At 26.7% G+C, this 16,806-nt stretch carries 14 protein-coding genes; 3 read left to right on the forward strand and 11 right to left on the reverse strand.

Annotation, left to right across the window (positions count from 1 at the left end; translation table 4 throughout):
• Positions 1-127: 127 nt before the first annotated feature.
• The 7 genes from ACD762_RS08795 to ACD762_RS08825 all read right to left on the reverse strand — a co-directional run bounded on the left by ACD762_RS08795 (position 128) and on the right by ACD762_RS08825 (position 9,478).
• Positions 128-2,497 carry a homocysteine S-methyltransferase family protein gene (locus ACD762_RS08795; protein WP_423363623.1) on the reverse strand — a complete coding sequence of 790 codons (2,370 nt, stop codon included), beginning with the start codon at positions 2,495-2,497 and terminating at the stop codon, positions 128-130.
• Positions 2,498-2,516: 19 nt separating this feature from the next.
• Positions 2,517-3,116 carry a hypothetical protein gene (locus ACD762_RS08800; RefSeq protein ID WP_423363624.1) on the reverse strand — a complete coding sequence of 200 codons (600 nt, stop codon included), beginning with the start codon at positions 3,114-3,116 and terminating at the stop codon, positions 2,517-2,519.
• Complete coding sequence (locus ACD762_RS08805; RefSeq protein ID WP_423363625.1) at positions 3,116-4,834, reverse strand: bifunctional homocysteine S-methyltransferase/methylenetetrahydrofolate reductase; 1,719 nt, start codon at positions 4,832-4,834, stop codon at positions 3,116-3,118. The genes ACD762_RS08800 and ACD762_RS08805 overlap by 1 nt, the downstream gene beginning before the upstream one ends.
• Before the next feature lie 272 nt (positions 4,835-5,106).
• On the reverse strand, positions 5,107-5,403 hold the full coding sequence (locus tag ACD762_RS08810) for a hypothetical protein (RefSeq protein WP_423363626.1): 297 nt from the start codon (positions 5,401-5,403) through the stop codon (positions 5,107-5,109).
• 204 nt (positions 5,404-5,607) lie between these two features.
• A complete protein-coding gene (locus ACD762_RS08815; RefSeq protein WP_423363628.1) occupies positions 5,608-7,356 on the reverse strand; it encodes an ABC-F family ATP-binding cassette domain-containing protein in 1,749 nt (582 codons plus the stop codon).
• Between the two features lie 15 nt (positions 7,357-7,371).
• Entirely contained in the window at positions 7,372-8,400 is a 1,029-nt protein-coding gene (allD, locus tag ACD762_RS08820) for an ureidoglycolate dehydrogenase (protein ID WP_423363629.1), read from the reverse strand.
• Between the two features lie 139 nt (positions 8,401-8,539).
• Entirely contained in the window at positions 8,540-9,478 is a 939-nt protein-coding gene (locus tag ACD762_RS08825; RefSeq protein ID WP_423363631.1) for a hypothetical protein, read from the reverse strand.
• Positions 9,479-9,738: 260 nt separating this feature from the next.
• Between ACD762_RS08825 and ACD762_RS08830 the strand changes: the two genes are divergently transcribed.
• Positions 9,739-11,001 (forward strand): IS30 family transposase, encoded by a 1,263-nt coding sequence (locus tag ACD762_RS08830; RefSeq protein WP_423363151.1) that lies wholly within the window; start codon positions 9,739-9,741, stop codon positions 10,999-11,001.
• A 294-nt stretch (positions 11,002-11,295) separates the two neighbouring features.
• Here the strand turns inward: ACD762_RS08830 and ACD762_RS08835 are convergent, their stop codons facing one another.
• The 4 genes from ACD762_RS08835 to ACD762_RS08850 all read right to left on the reverse strand — a co-directional run bounded on the left by ACD762_RS08835 (position 11,296) and on the right by ACD762_RS08850 (position 14,252).
• Positions 11,296-12,033: a hypothetical protein gene (locus ACD762_RS08835; protein ID WP_423363633.1), complete on the reverse strand. Its 738-nt coding sequence runs from the start codon at positions 12,031-12,033 to the stop codon at positions 11,296-11,298.
• Positions 12,026-12,931 carry an ABC transporter ATP-binding protein gene (locus tag ACD762_RS08840; RefSeq protein ID WP_423363634.1) on the reverse strand — a complete coding sequence of 302 codons (906 nt, stop codon included), beginning with the start codon at positions 12,929-12,931 and terminating at the stop codon, positions 12,026-12,028. Before ACD762_RS08840 ends, ACD762_RS08835 begins: the two co-directional genes overlap by 8 nt.
• A 219-nt stretch (positions 12,932-13,150) precedes the next feature.
• Entirely contained in the window at positions 13,151-13,891 is a 741-nt protein-coding gene (locus tag ACD762_RS08845) for a hemerythrin domain-containing protein (RefSeq protein ID WP_423363636.1), read from the reverse strand.
• Positions 13,884-14,252: a hypothetical protein gene (locus ACD762_RS08850; protein WP_423363637.1), complete on the reverse strand. Its 369-nt coding sequence runs from the start codon at positions 14,250-14,252 to the stop codon at positions 13,884-13,886. Before ACD762_RS08850 ends, ACD762_RS08845 begins: the two co-directional genes overlap by 8 nt.
• A gap of 93 nt (positions 14,253-14,345) precedes the next feature.
• Between ACD762_RS08850 and ACD762_RS08855 the strand changes: the two genes are divergently transcribed.
• Positions 14,346-15,002 (forward strand): Crp/Fnr family transcriptional regulator, encoded by a 657-nt coding sequence (locus tag ACD762_RS08855; RefSeq protein WP_423363638.1) that lies wholly within the window; start codon positions 14,346-14,348, stop codon positions 15,000-15,002.
• Positions 15,003-15,114: 112 nt separating this feature from the next.
• Positions 15,115-16,692: a hydroxylamine reductase gene (gene hcp / locus ACD762_RS08860; RefSeq protein WP_423363639.1), complete on the forward strand. Its 1,578-nt coding sequence runs from the start codon at positions 15,115-15,117 to the stop codon at positions 16,690-16,692.
• The last annotated feature ends 114 nt before the right edge of the window (positions 16,693-16,806 follow it).

Genomic DNA, 16,806 nt, shown 5'->3' on the forward strand with positions numbered 1-16,806 from the left:
ACATTTAACATATATATTATATATCTAGTAAAAAACTTGAATATCTTCTACTATTATTTTAAATATAAAAAAATGAATTGTAGATTAAACATAATTTACAATTCATTTATATAGTTCTTAAACTAACCTATTTAGTGAAAATTCTATTTAGGATATCTACACCTTCAAGTGCATCTTTTGCATAGAAATCTGCATTAATTTTATCGGCATATTCTTGTGTTAAAACAGCACCTCCAACTATTATTGTTATTTCAGGGTGTATTTTTTTCAAATAAGTTATAATTTCTTCCATACTTGATACTGTAGTTGTCATTAAAGCACTTAATCCAACTACTTTGACATCATTAGCTTCTAGTGATGCTAATATATCCTCTTTGCTTACATCTTTTCCTAAATCTATTACTTGATAACCATAATTTTCAAATAATACTCTAACAATATTTTTACCTATATCATGAACATCACCTTTTACAGTAGCTACGATAACTTTCTTATTTTCTTTTTTGTCTGTTGCTGGTAATTTTGTTTTTATTATTTCAAAAGCTGTCGCAACTGCTTGTGCACTTTGTATTAATTGTGGTAAATACAGTTTTTGTTGTTCAAAAAGATTTCCTACTTCATTTAAAGCCACTACTATTTCATTTTCTATTATATCAAGTGGTTCTCTTGTTTGTAATTCTTTTTTAGTTATTGTTGCTACTTCTTCTTGTAGTCCTTTTTTTATTGCTTGTTGCAATGTATTTTCAATGGCTACAATTTCACTTTCTGTTTTAGTTTCTTTACTATTATTTTGTATATAATTTTTACTATCAAGATCATGATTTATCAATACTTGTGAAGCATCAATAGCTTCATTAATCTTAATACTTGCTGGATTTACTATTCCTGAATCTAAACCTTGATAGATTGCCATTGTTAAAAAAGCAGCATTTAATGCATCTCTATTAGGTAGTCCAAATGAAACATTAGATATTCCTAGGATGGTTTTTACTCCTAGTTTTTTTATTTCTTTAATAGCATCAATACTAGCTATTACATCCTTTTGTTGTGCTGATGCTGTTAGTGTAAGACAGTCTATTATTATATCTTGTGGTTTTATTTGATATTTTGCTGCTTCTTTTACTATTGTTTCTGCCATTTCTATTTTTTCTTCTTTTGTATATGCTAATCCCTTTTCATCAATCAAAAGACCTATAACTGCTGCCCCATATTTTTTTATTATTGGAAATATCGCATCCATACTTTCTTTTTTTGCATTCACTGAATTAATTATTGGTTTACCATTATATTCTCTTAAGGCTGCTTCTATTGCATAAGGGTTGGCACTATCTAATTGAAGTGGTGTTTTTACATATGATTGAATTAGCTTTGTATAATATAATAATAAAGCTGCTTCATCTTGTTTTGGAATACCCATATTGATATCTATGATGTCTGCATGTTCATCCTCTTGTAATATAGCTTCTTTTATTACAAGGTTATGGTTTTGACTAGTAATTGCTTCTCTTAAAAATCTTTTTCCCGTTGGATTTATTCTTTCTCCTACTTTGATAAATTCTTTATCAAAAGTAACGGTCTTTGTTGCACTTGCTACTCTAGTATAATTTTTTTCAGAGATATTTTTATGTGGTAATATTTCTATTAATTGACTAACTTTTTCAATATGTGAATAGTCTGTTCCACAACATCCTCCTACTATTTGAACCCCTGCTTCTATGATATCTTTCATATATGTTTTAAATTCATCTGCATCTATGTCATATTCTAATTTTTCTGAATCTAGATTTGGCATTCCTGCATTTGGTTGGACCATTATTGGAGTTGAACTTGCTTTAACAAACTGTTTTACTAGTGGCAACATCTGTTTAGGACCAAAACTACAGTTTAATCCTAATGCATCTACTCTTAAACCTTCAAGGGTTGTTACGATGCTTAAAACATCATTTCCTAGTAAGGTTGTTTTTTCATTATCAAAGGTCATTGTTACAAAGACTGGTTTACTACTATTTTCTTTTATTGCTAGAACTGCTGCTTTTACTTCATATAAATCTGATTGTGTTTCTACTACAAATACATCAAAATTTTCATCTGCAACAGATAGTACTATTCCTTTGTAGGCATTGTAGGCTTTTTCAAAGCTTAAAGTTCCATTTGGTTGTAACAAGATTCCTAGTGGACCAATATCAAAGGCAATAAATGATTGTTTTTCTACTCTACTTGAAGCAATTTGAGCATTTTTTACGGCTTGTATTGCGACATCTTTTAATTTGTATTTACTGTTCTCAAATTTAAATGGATTTAGTCCAAATGTATTTGTTAGTATAATATTACTGCCACTCTCTAAATATTTTTGGTGTATATCAACGATATTTTCTGGATTTGTAATATTTAACTCTTCTGGAATTGCTGGTATTTCTATATTACTTTGTTGAAGCAATGATCCCATTGCTCCATCAAATAATAAGAAGTTATTTTTTATATACTGTTTAATATTCATTTTTTTGTTCCTCACATTCTTATTGACAGTTATTTTTTATAATGCATGTATTACACTTGTTGTAGATTTCTGTATTATCTATTTTTACAAATGCTGTTACTGATTTTGATGGTACTAATATTCCATTTTCTAATACACTTATGTTTGACTTATCTTTTATTAATGGAAGTAGTTCTGTTTGTTTAATTAATGGACTATCTCCATAACCAATTGAAAATCTTTGCTTGTAGTTTGTTGTATATTTGCTTAGTTGTTCATCAATATATTGTTCTATGTATTCTGTTGCAACTGCATTTAAGCTATAGGCTACACCTATGTCAATTACTAGATTTCGTTTTATTTGTAAATCTATTTCTTTACCTAGTGTTGCACTTATTAGGTATGCTTGTGTTGTTGTATTAAAATATTTTACTAAATCTTTGCTTTTTATTGTTACTTTATTATTAATAATTACTTTATCCATTTCTGTTTTTATACTTATTTTAGTAATAGTAAATATTGGTTGAACATTATCTTGTATTATTTTAATGGCTTTATTTATATTATCTTGTGTTGTTTGATCTAAATCTTTATTAGGATAGTTTAAATACCTTTTTATATTTGCGATATTTAATTTCATTAGTTATCACTTCGTTCTTTAAGATGTTTAATTAATTCAATTGTATAATCTATTTTTCTTAGTGGTGTTGATATGGTGAAACCATCAACATACTCATATAGTTTATCAATTATTTTTTTACAAAATGCGACACTTATTTTTTGATACTCATTTTTATCAGCATCTTCTAACTTATTTAAAAGTTTATCAGGTATTTCTATTCCTTTTACTTCATTATGTAAAAACAATGCATTTTTGTAGGAAGCTACTGGATAGATACTAACAATGATTGGTATATTAAGTTCTTTTTTAGCTCTTTTAACATTCTCAATTGCTTGATTAGTAAATATTGATTGAGTTATAAAATAATCTACACCTTTTTCTATTTTTATTTTTGCTCGTATAAGTTCTATATCAAAGTTATGACTATTTATATTTAGTGCTGCTGCTATGTAGTATTGGTTATTACTAAATATATCGTTGTTCAATTCTTTAATAAAGTTTATTAAGTTGTAGGAATTAAAATCAAATACTCCTTTTGTATAGTCTCGATCTATTTTTGCTATACCATCTCCACTTAATGCTAAAACATTATTTACTCCAAATAGATTAGCTCCTAACAGTGATGCTTTTAAGGCTATCTGATTTTTATCTCGACATGTTAAATGTGGAATTACTGTTATTTGTTCACTTGATAGTTTGGCTGCAAGTAACATTGAATCTGCTCTTGTTCTTGCTAATGGTGAATCTACTAAGCTTATAGCATCTACTTTAACTGCTTCAAACTTTTTTATAGCATTTTCTAAATAAGTAGTATCTATATTATTAGGTGGTTCTAACTCAGCACAAATTATTTTTTTATTTGAATGAAATAGTTCTTTTATTTTTGATTTGGTATTGTAATTATGAAATATTTCATGGTGCTGCTTACTGGTAGGTTCTACATACATATTTATCTTTTCTGATAGTGCTTTAATATGTTTTGGAGTTGTGTAACAACATCCTCCAAGTATTTTTACATTTGATGTTTTTAGTTTTACCATTACATCTGAGAAATATGATATGTTTTGTTTTAGTAAAAACTCATCATGATAATCACTAACATATCCAGCATTTGGCATAATTGATAGTTGATAATCACTTTCTATATTTTGAATTAATTTAAGCATGTTATTTGGACCTATTATACAATTTAAACCAACATAATCTGTATATTGTGATGCTACTTTTAATAATGTTTTATAGTAATTACCTGTTTGAGTATATCCATCTTGATCTACTGCAAAAGATGTTATTACTATTGCATTTTGAATGTTTTCTTTTATATATTTAATTGCTGTTGAAACACTTTCATATTCTAAAAGTGTTTCAAATAAGAAGTTTTTGATACCTCTTTTTTCAAATACTTTTACGATGTCTATGTATTCATTATGATTATGTATTGTATTTATTGGACCAATATCTGCAAATATTGTTATTTCATCACTTACAACTGCTAAAGCATTGTCTATTGCTGCATTTATTAATATGTCTCTTTTTGTTTCTTCTATTAAATTGCTATTCAATCCAAATGTATTTGTTTTTATTGCTGTCGCTCCTGCTTTAAGATACTGTTTATGTATCTCTTGGATTATTTTAGCATCTGAAATATTACTTAACTCGCTACTTTTATATGTATTTTGTAGTTGATTAAAGTATGTACCCATAGCTCCATCAAAGATATAGTCTATTTTACTCATTTTTTGTTTCCTGGCATATTAGAATTGAGCTATTTAGTAGCTAATTATATGTACCTTTTCCTTTCTAAATAAAAAAACTTTCTAGGTTAGTAGAAAGTTTTACTTTGTCTATTAGCCCGTGATGATCCCATCACGAGTTGTCAGTTTTATTTATTTGACATTAGGTGATGGTTATTAATATGTGTGCACATGTCCATCATCATACGTTTATTTAGTTTCATGTCCATCACTCCTTTGTGTTATATTATCATATTATTTATATCTTTGTAAACTTATTTGTTTTCTTCTTTACTGTTTTTTTGCATTCTTTTTAAATACAATACGCTTAATAGAAATGCCATCGCACTAAATGGGATTGCAAGTAACTCATAGTGTTCAAAGGACACATCTTGCTCTAAGATATCTGCTGTTGTTATTTTTGTATCATCGGTTTTAATTATTGCTGATGGTATATTTTGTTCTTCTATATTTGAATAAGAGTTTGCACTTATTGTATTGTTTAATGGTAAATCTTTTGTTATAAAAGTTAGACTTAAGGTTAACATAATAGTTAAAAATAGTTTTTTCATATAGATGCCCCTCCTTTTTTAAAATTATATCACTTCTAATTAAGTTGTGAAAGATTGTTTACTATTTTTACTCTATTTGTTAACAAAAGTATAATATTGCTTAATTAAAATATCATAATAAAGGTTTTTTGTTAATAAGAAAACCCCTATTTAAAGGGGTTTGTGTAAAATTGATGTTCATATCTTCAGATATATGAATTATCCTTACTGATTATTAATTTTTTCGTATTTATCATTTAGTTCTAACCATCTATTTGTCTTATTTTCAAATTCTATGTTAGCTTTTTCTAGTTCATCTGAGATTTTTTGGACTTGATCAAAGTTAGTAGCTTCTTTGCTCAATTCTTCTGATAATTGTGCAATTTTAGCTTCTAATTGTTCTATATCGCTATCTATTGTCTCAAATTCCTTTTGTTCTTGATATGTAAATCTTAATTTCTTTTGTTTTGTATAATCATTCTTTTTAGGTTTTATGACATTTTTTTCGGTATTATTACTATTTAAATATATTGAGTAATCATCGTTAGTTATTGTTATATGATGGTTAGTTATTATCCATAATGAGTCTACTATCTTATCCATAAAATATCTATCGTGGCTTACAACTAACACGATTCCTTTAAAATTTGTTAGATAATCTTCTAATATTGTTAATGTTGTTATATCTAAATCATTTGTTGGTTCATCTAGTATTAAAAAATTAGGAGCTTTCATTAAAACACCTAGTAGTAAGAGTCTTCTTTTTTCTCCACCAGATAATTTACTTATTAAACTGTATTGTGCTTCAGGAGTAAATAGAAATTTTTCTAACATTGCACTTGCTGAGATTTCACCTTCGTTTGTTTGGATAAATTCTGCTTTGTCTTTTATATAATCAATTACTCTTTCTGATTCTTTAAGATCATCACTATGTTGTGAGAAGTATCCAATATTTACGGTACTTCCATAGTCTAACTCTCCACTTAATGGCTTTATTTGTTTTGCTAAAGTATTTAATAAAGTTGTTTTTCCACTTCCATTTAGTCCTACTAAGCCTATTCTTTCATTTTGTTTGAATGTATATGTAAATTTATCAATTAGTGTTTTATCTTTAAAACCTACTTTTAAGTCTGTTATTTCGAGTATTTTTTTCCCTAGTCTTGTTTGCATTGAATCTAATATTAAATTATCTTCACTTGTATTTATATCTTTTTCTTGTAACTTTTCATATCTTTCTATTCGGTCTTTACTTTTTGTACTTCTTGCTTTTGGTCCTTGTAAGATCCAGGCTTTTTCTTGTTTTAATAATGCTATATGTTTTCTATTTTGTGATTCTTGATCTACTAACCTTGTTGCTTTTACTTCTAAATATGTTTGATAGTTACCATCATATTCATATATGGTACCGTTTTCTAATTCGACAATTTTATTAACTACTTTTTCTAAGAAGTAACGATCGTGAGTTATCATTAGTACTGCTTTATTTGTTTTTTCTAAATATTCTTCAAGCCATTTTATCATTAGTGCATCTAAATGGTTTGTTGGTTCATCAAGTATGATTAAGTCTGATGGCATTACTAGTGTTTTAGCAAGTGCTAGTCTTTTCTTTTGACCCCCTGAAAGTTTACTAGCAGCTATTTCATGATTTGTTAATCCTAGTTGGTTTAGTATTTTTTTTGCCATTGCAATTACTTGTTCATCTACTGAATTATCGCTTACATATTTTATCAAATCTTCTGTTGGAAAATCATTTGTATCTTGATCTAAATAAGCAATCTTTAGATTTTTTTTTGCCATTACATGGCTTTCTTCTAAATCACTAAAATTCTTAATAATTTTTAATAGTGTACTTTTACCTACACCATTAACTCCTATTATACCTATTTTGTCTTTATCATTTATATTAAAGTCTATATGATTTAATATTATTTTATCATTATATTCTACATATATATCTTTTAAGCTTATTATCATTTATATCATTCCTTATTATAATTTAGTTTCATCTTCTAAATAATCTGCCACTACTTTAGAAATTGGAATTCCTGTTTTTAAATATTCTTGGTATGTATTATCAGCGATTTCACCTGGAAGCATTACCTTTTCAAATCCATTTGCTGGTTTATTACTTTTTATTTCTTCACTCATTTGTTTCATGTCATCTAAAAATTTATCTATTGGCATAAAATTAGCTGGGTTTATTACTATAAATAGTTGTCCTATTGTAAGTTTACTGTCTGGATTATTAAAGGTGCTTGGTATGTTATCTCCTGCTGGAATATTTAACATTATACCTGCTAAGATATTTATCATTAACATTATGCTATAACCTTTAGCTTCTGCAAATGGCAACATTAATGCTGCTTTGTTTGGATCAGTTGTAGGATTACCTTGATCATCTATTGCCCAACCTAATGGTATTTCTTCACCTTTATTTCTTGCTTCCATAACATACCCAAATGCTTTAACACTGGTAGCCATATCAACTATTATTGGTCTAGAATCTTTAACTGGTGCTACAAAACCTAGAGGGTTTGTTCCAAAGTAAGCTTGGCTTCCACCATAAGGGGCAACTTGAGGTGGTGCTGTTGCAACTGCTAAAGCAACTAGATTTTCTTTTGCTGCCATTTCTAAATAGTATGCCATTGTTCCTGAATGGTTTAAATCTTTAGCCCCTATTATAGCAACTCCATGATTTTTAGCTATTTCAATTGCTTTTTCCATTGCTAATTTCGCAACTGGTACTCCTAAGCTATTATCACCATCGACATATCCAGTGCTTGTTGCAGTACTGACATATTTGATATTTGGGTTTAAATTACAAAATCCTCTTTTAATTCTTAGTATATATGATTTAACTCTATTACTACCATGTGAATGTATTCCTCTAGCATCAGCATATACTAAATGATTGGCAACTTCTTGTGCTTGTTTTTCATTTACTTTTGCTAACATTAGTTTTTTTATTATTAATTGTTTTAATTCTTCTTGTGTATAATATTTTATTTTTTTATCCATTGTTTACTCCTATTCTTTTTTCTAATTATATCATTTATACTATTAATTTGTAATAGCGTTCTATTATTTGAAAATACTATTATTACATCTACATATAAAAAAAGTAACTTACTTCATAAGAAATATGTTACTTTTTTGCTTAAAGTGATGCTTTATTATCAATATAAAAAATTGATTTTACCATTGATTTAAAGAATTCGCTATTAATTACTAATGCTAAATCAATACTAATTATTAATCGTGAGTTTTTATCATAGAAATCAATAATATCATATGTATAATAGTCTTCACTAGCTCTTTTAAACTTTGTTCTTATTTCTACATAATCGCTTTCTTTGATTGTTGCAACTAAAGTTTTATTTATATATAAACTATCCTTAGTTAATACTAATTTATTTGGTAAGAAGTCCCCATATTTTGTATTATCTGAATGTGGGTTAGAATTAAGTATTTGAGCTTCAAATTTTTTAAGATATGCATTTCTTACATCTATATCATTCATTGATTTGTCCTTTATTATTAAATAACTAAAGATAACACCTTTTTGATCATCAATCTCTTTAATAGCTCTTTGTGTTTTTATTGTTGAATAGTCACTTAAGATAGTTTTAATAAGTTCAATGCTTGTTTTGGCATCTTTTATCTTGCGACCTTTTCTATAATATTCACTAGTTATAAGTATCCAATTTGAATCTTTACTCATTCTAAATGCTAAAGCATTACACATTCCATATGCAATACCTAGATCTTTTCTTATTGGAACCATTTGTTCTATATCTTTTAATTTATACTCTTCATTTATTTTCTTATTTGTTCTAAATTTTATATTTGTTCCATCATATAAAATATTATCTCTTTTATCTGTTGCTTTGGCAATTACTAATGTTAAAATTGCTAATACTAGTAATACGATTGTAATGTAAATATCAAATGTTTTATATGGTTGGAAAGTTCTAATTATTTGAAAGTGAACTAAACCGTTTATTATAGCACTTGCTATAGCTAAAACAAAAAATACTTTAGCAAAAGTATACGCTACTTTTACTTTTTGGTTTATAACTTTTGTATAAATATTCATTTAATCACCCCTATGAGTTATATGAAACTATTATAACACAAGTATTCTTTACATTAAAGACTAGTCTGAAATATCTATAATAATTTATAGTGATTATAATTTGTGTAAAGTGTAAAGTTAACTTCTACACTTCCACTTAATTCGTAGAATTAAGTCTTACATCGATTATCATTAAAATATCAGTAGAAGTTAGTCTTACACAGGTATACAATAGTATTAATAGATTTCGCTTTTTATATTTTTATGAAAGAGTGATTAGTATGGAAACAAACAAAGGTAAACATTTAACTTTAGTAGAAAGAGAATACATTGAAAGTAAACTTAAAGAACTTGCTACTAAAACTTCAATCGCTAAAGATTTAGGTAAAAGTAAATCTACAATAAGCAAAGAAATTAAAAATCATCGATACTTATATATTAAGTCTTATTCAAGAGATAGAAGTCTTGTATTTGATTGTATTCATATGCAAGAATGTAAAGTTAATAAATGTAATAATACTTGCTCTGATTATTCAATGATACCTTGTAAGCATAGAGATAAAATAATCGGTGTTTGTAATGGATGTGTTGATATAGTTAGCTGTAGATATACTAGGTATAGATATGATGCGAAAAGAGCTCAAAATGAATATGAGTATTCACTTGTAGATTCACGTATAGGTGTAAACCTTACTACTTCTCAAGCTTCAATTATCGGTTCTATTATCAAACCTTTAATAAATAATGGACATTCTCCATATGCGATTATTAAATCTAATGATAATTTAAATATTTGTGAAAAGACACTCTATAATTATATTTCTAATGGAGTCTTTTCTAAAGATGGTTTAATAGATCTCGATTTAAGATGTAAAGTATCAAGAAAAGTAAAAAAAATTAAATCAAAGCCAAGAAATAATAGAGCTTATTTAACCAACAGAAAGTTTAATGACTTTGAAAAATATTTATTGGAACATGCTTCATCCTCTGTAGTAGAAATGGATACAGTATATAATAATATATCAACTGGTCCATTTATTCAGACTTTTTATATTAGAAAATTCAAAATTATGATTGGGGTCTATCAAAATGAAAAATCTATGGAAGCAATGGTAAATGGTCTAAAATATTTAAAGTCTTTACTTGGAGATGACTTATATAAAAATATATTTCAGGTGATTTTAACAGATAGAGGTAGTGAATTTTATGCAACTGATAAAATTGAAGAATTAGGTAGTAAATTATTTTATTGTGATCCAATGGCTTCATATCAAAAAGCAAATGTTGAAAGAGGCCATGTAACATTGCGATATATATTGCCAAAAGAAAAAGATCTAAATAATCTTGGCTTAAAATCACAAGAAGATTTAGATCTAATCTTTTCACATATTAATTCATATCCAGTTGAAACTTGTAATGGTAAATCACCAATTAATTATATGAAATATTTTATTGATAACACCAATGAAATATTACAATTACTAAAAATTAGTGAAATAGAACCTTCAAGTATAATACTTAAGCCAAAACTTATAAAGAAATAAACCGTAACGAATTAATATCAAAATAAGCGAAATTCTATCGAATGAATGAATACATACATAGTAGAAGTTAGTGTTACAACATTACAAAATTACAAAACTACTATGATTTTCAGTGTGTAGAAATTAGTCTTACTTTGAATATAAGTATACCACTATAGATAAGTATTGAAAGTAAACATCACTAAAAAAACACCTTTTAATCGTTAGATATAGAATTTAGTATTACATGAACCATCTATAGCCTAAGTGTAGAATTAAGTTTTACACTTTACCTGATTATAATTTGTTATACTATTATGCTATATCTTTTTTTGCACACACATAATATGAGATAGCTGAATATAATACTAACAATATTGCTCCTGAAATAAATACTGTTCCATAGGTATTCATGTTAGTAAAATCTATACTAGATAAATTACTTATTGGAGAATATGGTATTAAATTAACTTTAAGTTTTGAATCTAATAACATATAGATAAGTGGTAAGAAGTTAGTTGCTGTAACCATAAAGATAATTGTTCCACTTGATCTTTTACTAATTACTGACACTAATACTGCAAGTGCAACCATTACGACATTTAAAAAGTAGTTCAGTGCTAAATATTGTAAAAGTTGACTAATGTTGTTAATAGATGCTTCACTCATAAATATCTTAGAAGATAGACATAGTAATGCTGTGATTACTAGATAATATATTGCTACTCCTATTGCCCAAGTAATTATGTAAGCTATTGCGATATTTCCTCTTGATTTAACACTTGAAGCAATATTTTTCATATAACCACTAGTGTAATCAGAGCAAACAAATATTCCTACTCCTATTGTTATTACCATTGGTATTAATGAACCTCTAAAAAATGCTACTATAACATTTGGTATTATCGCAATTTCTTTTGACATATACTCTTCTGGATATACTCCCATACTATAGGTAACCATTACTGCAAACATTCCTAATATTCCTAATATTATATAATAACTTTTAGTTCTTATTAATCTATATAAATTCATTTTAATTAAATTACTCATAGTCAGCTTCTCCCATCATTGATATAAAGACCTCTTCTACACTTTCACTGTTTACATATATAGTGCTAACTAGTATTCCATTTTTTACTAGCATTTCATTTATTAGTGCTGACTCGATATTTTCATCATATATCTTAATAATATCTTTTTCTAAACTCATTTGTTTAATACCATATGTTTCTAGTAAACGATATGTTTCTTTTATATTATTTGTTTCTATTTGTATATATTTATTTGAAATTTCTTCTACTTCTTCTCTTGTTAATTCTTTAATTAATGTTCCTGATGATATTACACCATAACGATTACATATCTTTCCTAGTTCTTCTAAAATATGTGATGATATGATGATAGTTATCCCTTGATTTTGTAACTTTAATAGTATTTCTCTTATTTCTACAATACCTTGTGGGTCTAATCCATTAATTGGTTCATCTAATAATAATAATTCTGGATCATTTACTAAAGCCATTGCTATTCCTAAACGTTGTTTCATTCCTAATGAAAAAGTTTTGGTTTTATTTTTTGCTTTTTCTAATCCTACAAGTGTTAATAATTCTTTTATTTTTTGCTTTGGATTTTCAATTCCTAATAGCTGACATTTCATATACATATTTTCATAAGCAGTTAATGTTGTATGAAGTCCAGGATTTTCAATTAGGATTCCTATTTTTTTATGTGCATCTTTTAAATTAGTTTGTCCAAATAATTTAATTTCTCCACTTGATTGAGATATAAGGTTGGCTATTATTTTTAGAAATGTTGTTTTCCCTGCACCATTTCTACCTATAAAACCATATATTTCTTTTTTCTTAACATGCATATTAATATTATTAACCGCTGTCTTTTTACCAAACATTTTTGTAATATCTTTTGTTTCAATAATATATTCACTCATGTTTTACCTCCATTTTTTGATTGCTATCTACTGTATAAATCATTTTCTAGTCTTTTTATTGGTAATTATAGAAGTGATTTTTACTATGACCTTTCATGTCTATTATATAATATATCTAAATATGCTACTTTCATTTTTTGTTATATCTAAATTACAAAAGTGTAATGTTCATAAAAAAAAGCTCATATCATTATGATATAAACCTTGTATTTTTTAGTTTTAACGAGTAAATTGTTTATTATTAAAATCTGATATAAATCTTTTTACTTCTTCTTTTATTTCTGGATCATTACTTTTTAGTTTTTCATTAATTTCTTTAATATCTTTTTCTTTCAATATTCTATCTAAGTAAGGAAATAAAATATCATCTTCTTTATGAATATGTTCTTTTAGCATTTCTGCATATGCTATAACAGTCTCTTTTATTTCTTGTTCATTATTACTATTAAGTAATATTTTACGATATGCTCTTCCTTGCTCATGTTCTTCTAACATTACTTTTACTGCTTCATTTTCTGGATATAGGTTAAATAAGTATTGTTCTTCTTTTCCATGATGATAATCATCTGCATATGATTTAAGATAAGCAATTACTTGATCTAAATCACTTTTGTATTTATCTAAAAAGTTTGGTTTACTAACTATGAATTCTGCAGTATATAATAATTCTTTTACATAGGTATGTTCATCTATTAACATATTTATTATTTCATGATAGTCATTTGTATACTTTTCTGGTATAAACTTTTTCATTTCTTTTACTTCATTATTTATTAGTTTTTCCATATATATATACATTTCTACTTGGTCTTCTTTTGAAAAATTATGGATATCTAAAATATCTTTTAATAGACATGTTTTTATAGTGCAGTTAACACAATCGACATCGTTATATAAAAGGAATTCTCCAACTATTGGATGTTCTTCTATTATTTCAACAATTTTACCATCTCTATTCAAGCAGTTCACCTCCAACACTTATTACGTGTGTACTTAATGGTATATCTTTATCTATTTCTTTTAATGCTGTTTCTACTGCGTATGAAATACCTCCACAACATGGAACTTCCATTCTTACTACAGTTATTTCAGTTATATTATTTCTTTCAATTATTTCTTTTAGTTTGATAGCATAGTTAACATCATCTAGTTTAGGACATCCTATTACTGTTACATTATCTTGCATAAAGTCTTTATGGAAGTCTGCATATGCATATGCAGCACAGTCAGCTGCAATTAGTAGTTTATTATTATCAAAAGCTGCATGAGCAGGATCTATTAGTTTAATTTGGCATGGCCATTGTTTTAATTGTGAATTCATTTTATCTTTCTCCTTTTGTTTGTTGTTGATTCATATTATAATAGTAATTGTACGATAAATATGTTGCAATTGTAACAAGAAAAGGAAATTAATATGTATAATTTAAGTCTGCTTAAAAAAAATAATTTATTTAAAGATATTAATGATAATGATCTAGAACAAATAATGACACACTTTAGTCAAAGAGTTTATAATAAAAATAGTACTGTGTTTTATCAAAAAGATCATATTGAGTTTATATATATAATTGTTACTGGTAAAGTTGAGGTTAATAAGCATGATCTTGATGGTACCAAAAGTATTATTACTATATTAGGAAAGTATGATGTTTTTGGAGAATCTATATCTTTGTCTTCAAATAATATAACACCATATAATTCTATGGTATTAGAGGATTCTAAAATTGCTTATATATCTAAAAAGACATTTTTAACTTTAGCTAAGAATAATCAACAGTTATTTAATAATATGATTGAGGTTCTTGCTAATAAAAATGCTTTTATGACTTTTAAATTAGAGTGTTTAAGTAAGAAGAATATTCAGGAGAAAGTATTTGAAGTTTTAAGATATTATTCAATTATTCAGGATTCATTTGATATTGTTCTTCCATTTAATAAGAGTCAACTTGCTGAATTCTTATTTGTTAATAGAAGTGCTTTAAGTCGTGAAATGACTAAGATGAAAGATGCTGGAATCTTTAGATATGACTCTAAACATTATTATTTAAATGAAGAAATTTTTAATAATTAAGCTAAACGTGATATTTATCACGTTTTTTATTTTTTATTGGTGGTATTATACTATCTGTTAACTAAAGAAGTTATTAATTATTAAAAAATAAATTAAATTTAAGGAGATATATATGGAAGAAAAAATGTTTTGTTACCAGTGTGAAGAGGCTATAAATTGTCAAGGTTGTTCTTTTGCTGGTGCTTGTGGTAAAAAACCTGAATTATCAAATAAAATGGATGTTTTTAAAGATGCATTAAAGGAATTATCAAAAGTTGTAAATGGTACTGATAATAAAGAAGTTAAAAGATTTATTATGCATGGTTTATTTAAAGTAATTACTAATGCTAACTTTGATCAAGAAGTTTTTGAAAAAGAAATTGCTCAAGCCAGCAAGTATTATTCTGAATTAACTAATACTAATTATGAGTTTAAAATTGAAGATGATTCTTGGAAAAAAGTGGGAACTCTTGCTGAATCTAATGAAGATATTCGTGGACTAAAAGAGTTTATTATTACTGGATTAATGGGTGTTGCTGCTTATCATGCTCATGCTATTAATTTAGGTTATGAAGATGAAAAAATTCATGATTTTTGTGTTGATATTTTAGCTAGATTAAAAGATATGAATGATGTATCTGAGTTATTAGAAGTTATTGATCAAGTTGGTGCTTGTGGTGTTAGTGCTATGGCTATTTTAGATACTGCTAATACAAAATCTTATGGTAGTCCTGAAATTACTGAAGTTAAATTAGGTGTTAACAATAGACCTGGTATATTAGTAAGTGGTCATGATTTACATGATATGAAACAATTATTAGAACAATCTAAAGATGCTGGTATTGATATTTATACTCACTCTGAAATGTTACCTACTCACTATTATCCAGAATTGAAGAAATATGATCATTTATATGGTAATTATGGTAATGCATGGTGGCAACAAACGACTGAGTTTACTACTTTTAATGGACCAATTTTATTTACTACTAACTGTATTGTTCCTCCTACTAAAAATGCTAATTACGCAGATAAAGTCTATACTACTGGTGATGCTGGTTATCCTGGATTTATTCATGTTGAAGAAGATGAAAATGGTAATAAAGACTTTAGTGCTATTATAGAACATGCTAAAAAATGTGCTGCTCCTATTGCTATTGAAGAAGGTACTATTACTGGTGGATTTGCACATGATCAAGTATTTGCTTTATTAGATACTGTTGTTGATAACATTAAAAATGGATCTATTAGAAAATTCATTGTTATGGGTGGATGCGATGGTCGCTTCAAAGAAAGAGATTACTATAAAGAATTTGCTGAAAGTTTAGCTGATGATACAATTATTTTAACAGCTGGATGTGCTAAATATCGTTATAATAAATTAAACTTAGGTGATATTAATGGTATTCCTCGTGTATTAGATGCTGGTCAATGTAATGATTCTTATTCACTAGCATTAATAGCTATGAAACTTAAAGAAACTTTTGGTGCTGAATCATTTAGTGATTTACCTTTAGAATTTAATATTGCTTGGTATGAACAAAAAGCTGTTATTGTTTTACTAGCTTTACTTCACTTAGGATTTAAAAATATTAAGGTTGGACCAACATTACCTGCTTTTGCAACTGAAACTATAACTAATGTTTTAGTTGAAAACTTTGGTATTAGTGGTATTACAACTGTTGAAGAAGATATTAAAAATATTGGATAATTATTTTATTTATTAATTGTCTATATGACTTTGATTTGTATTGAACTTTATCATAAGTGTCTGTAATGCATAAGTGGTTACAGACATATCATAAAAACGAAGAATGTTTACTCT

This window comes from Mycoplasma sp. P36-A1, from assembly GCF_049478495.1.
Classification (GTDB): Bacteria; Bacillota_I; Bacilli_A; order JAJDGJ01; family JAJDGJ01; genus P36-A1.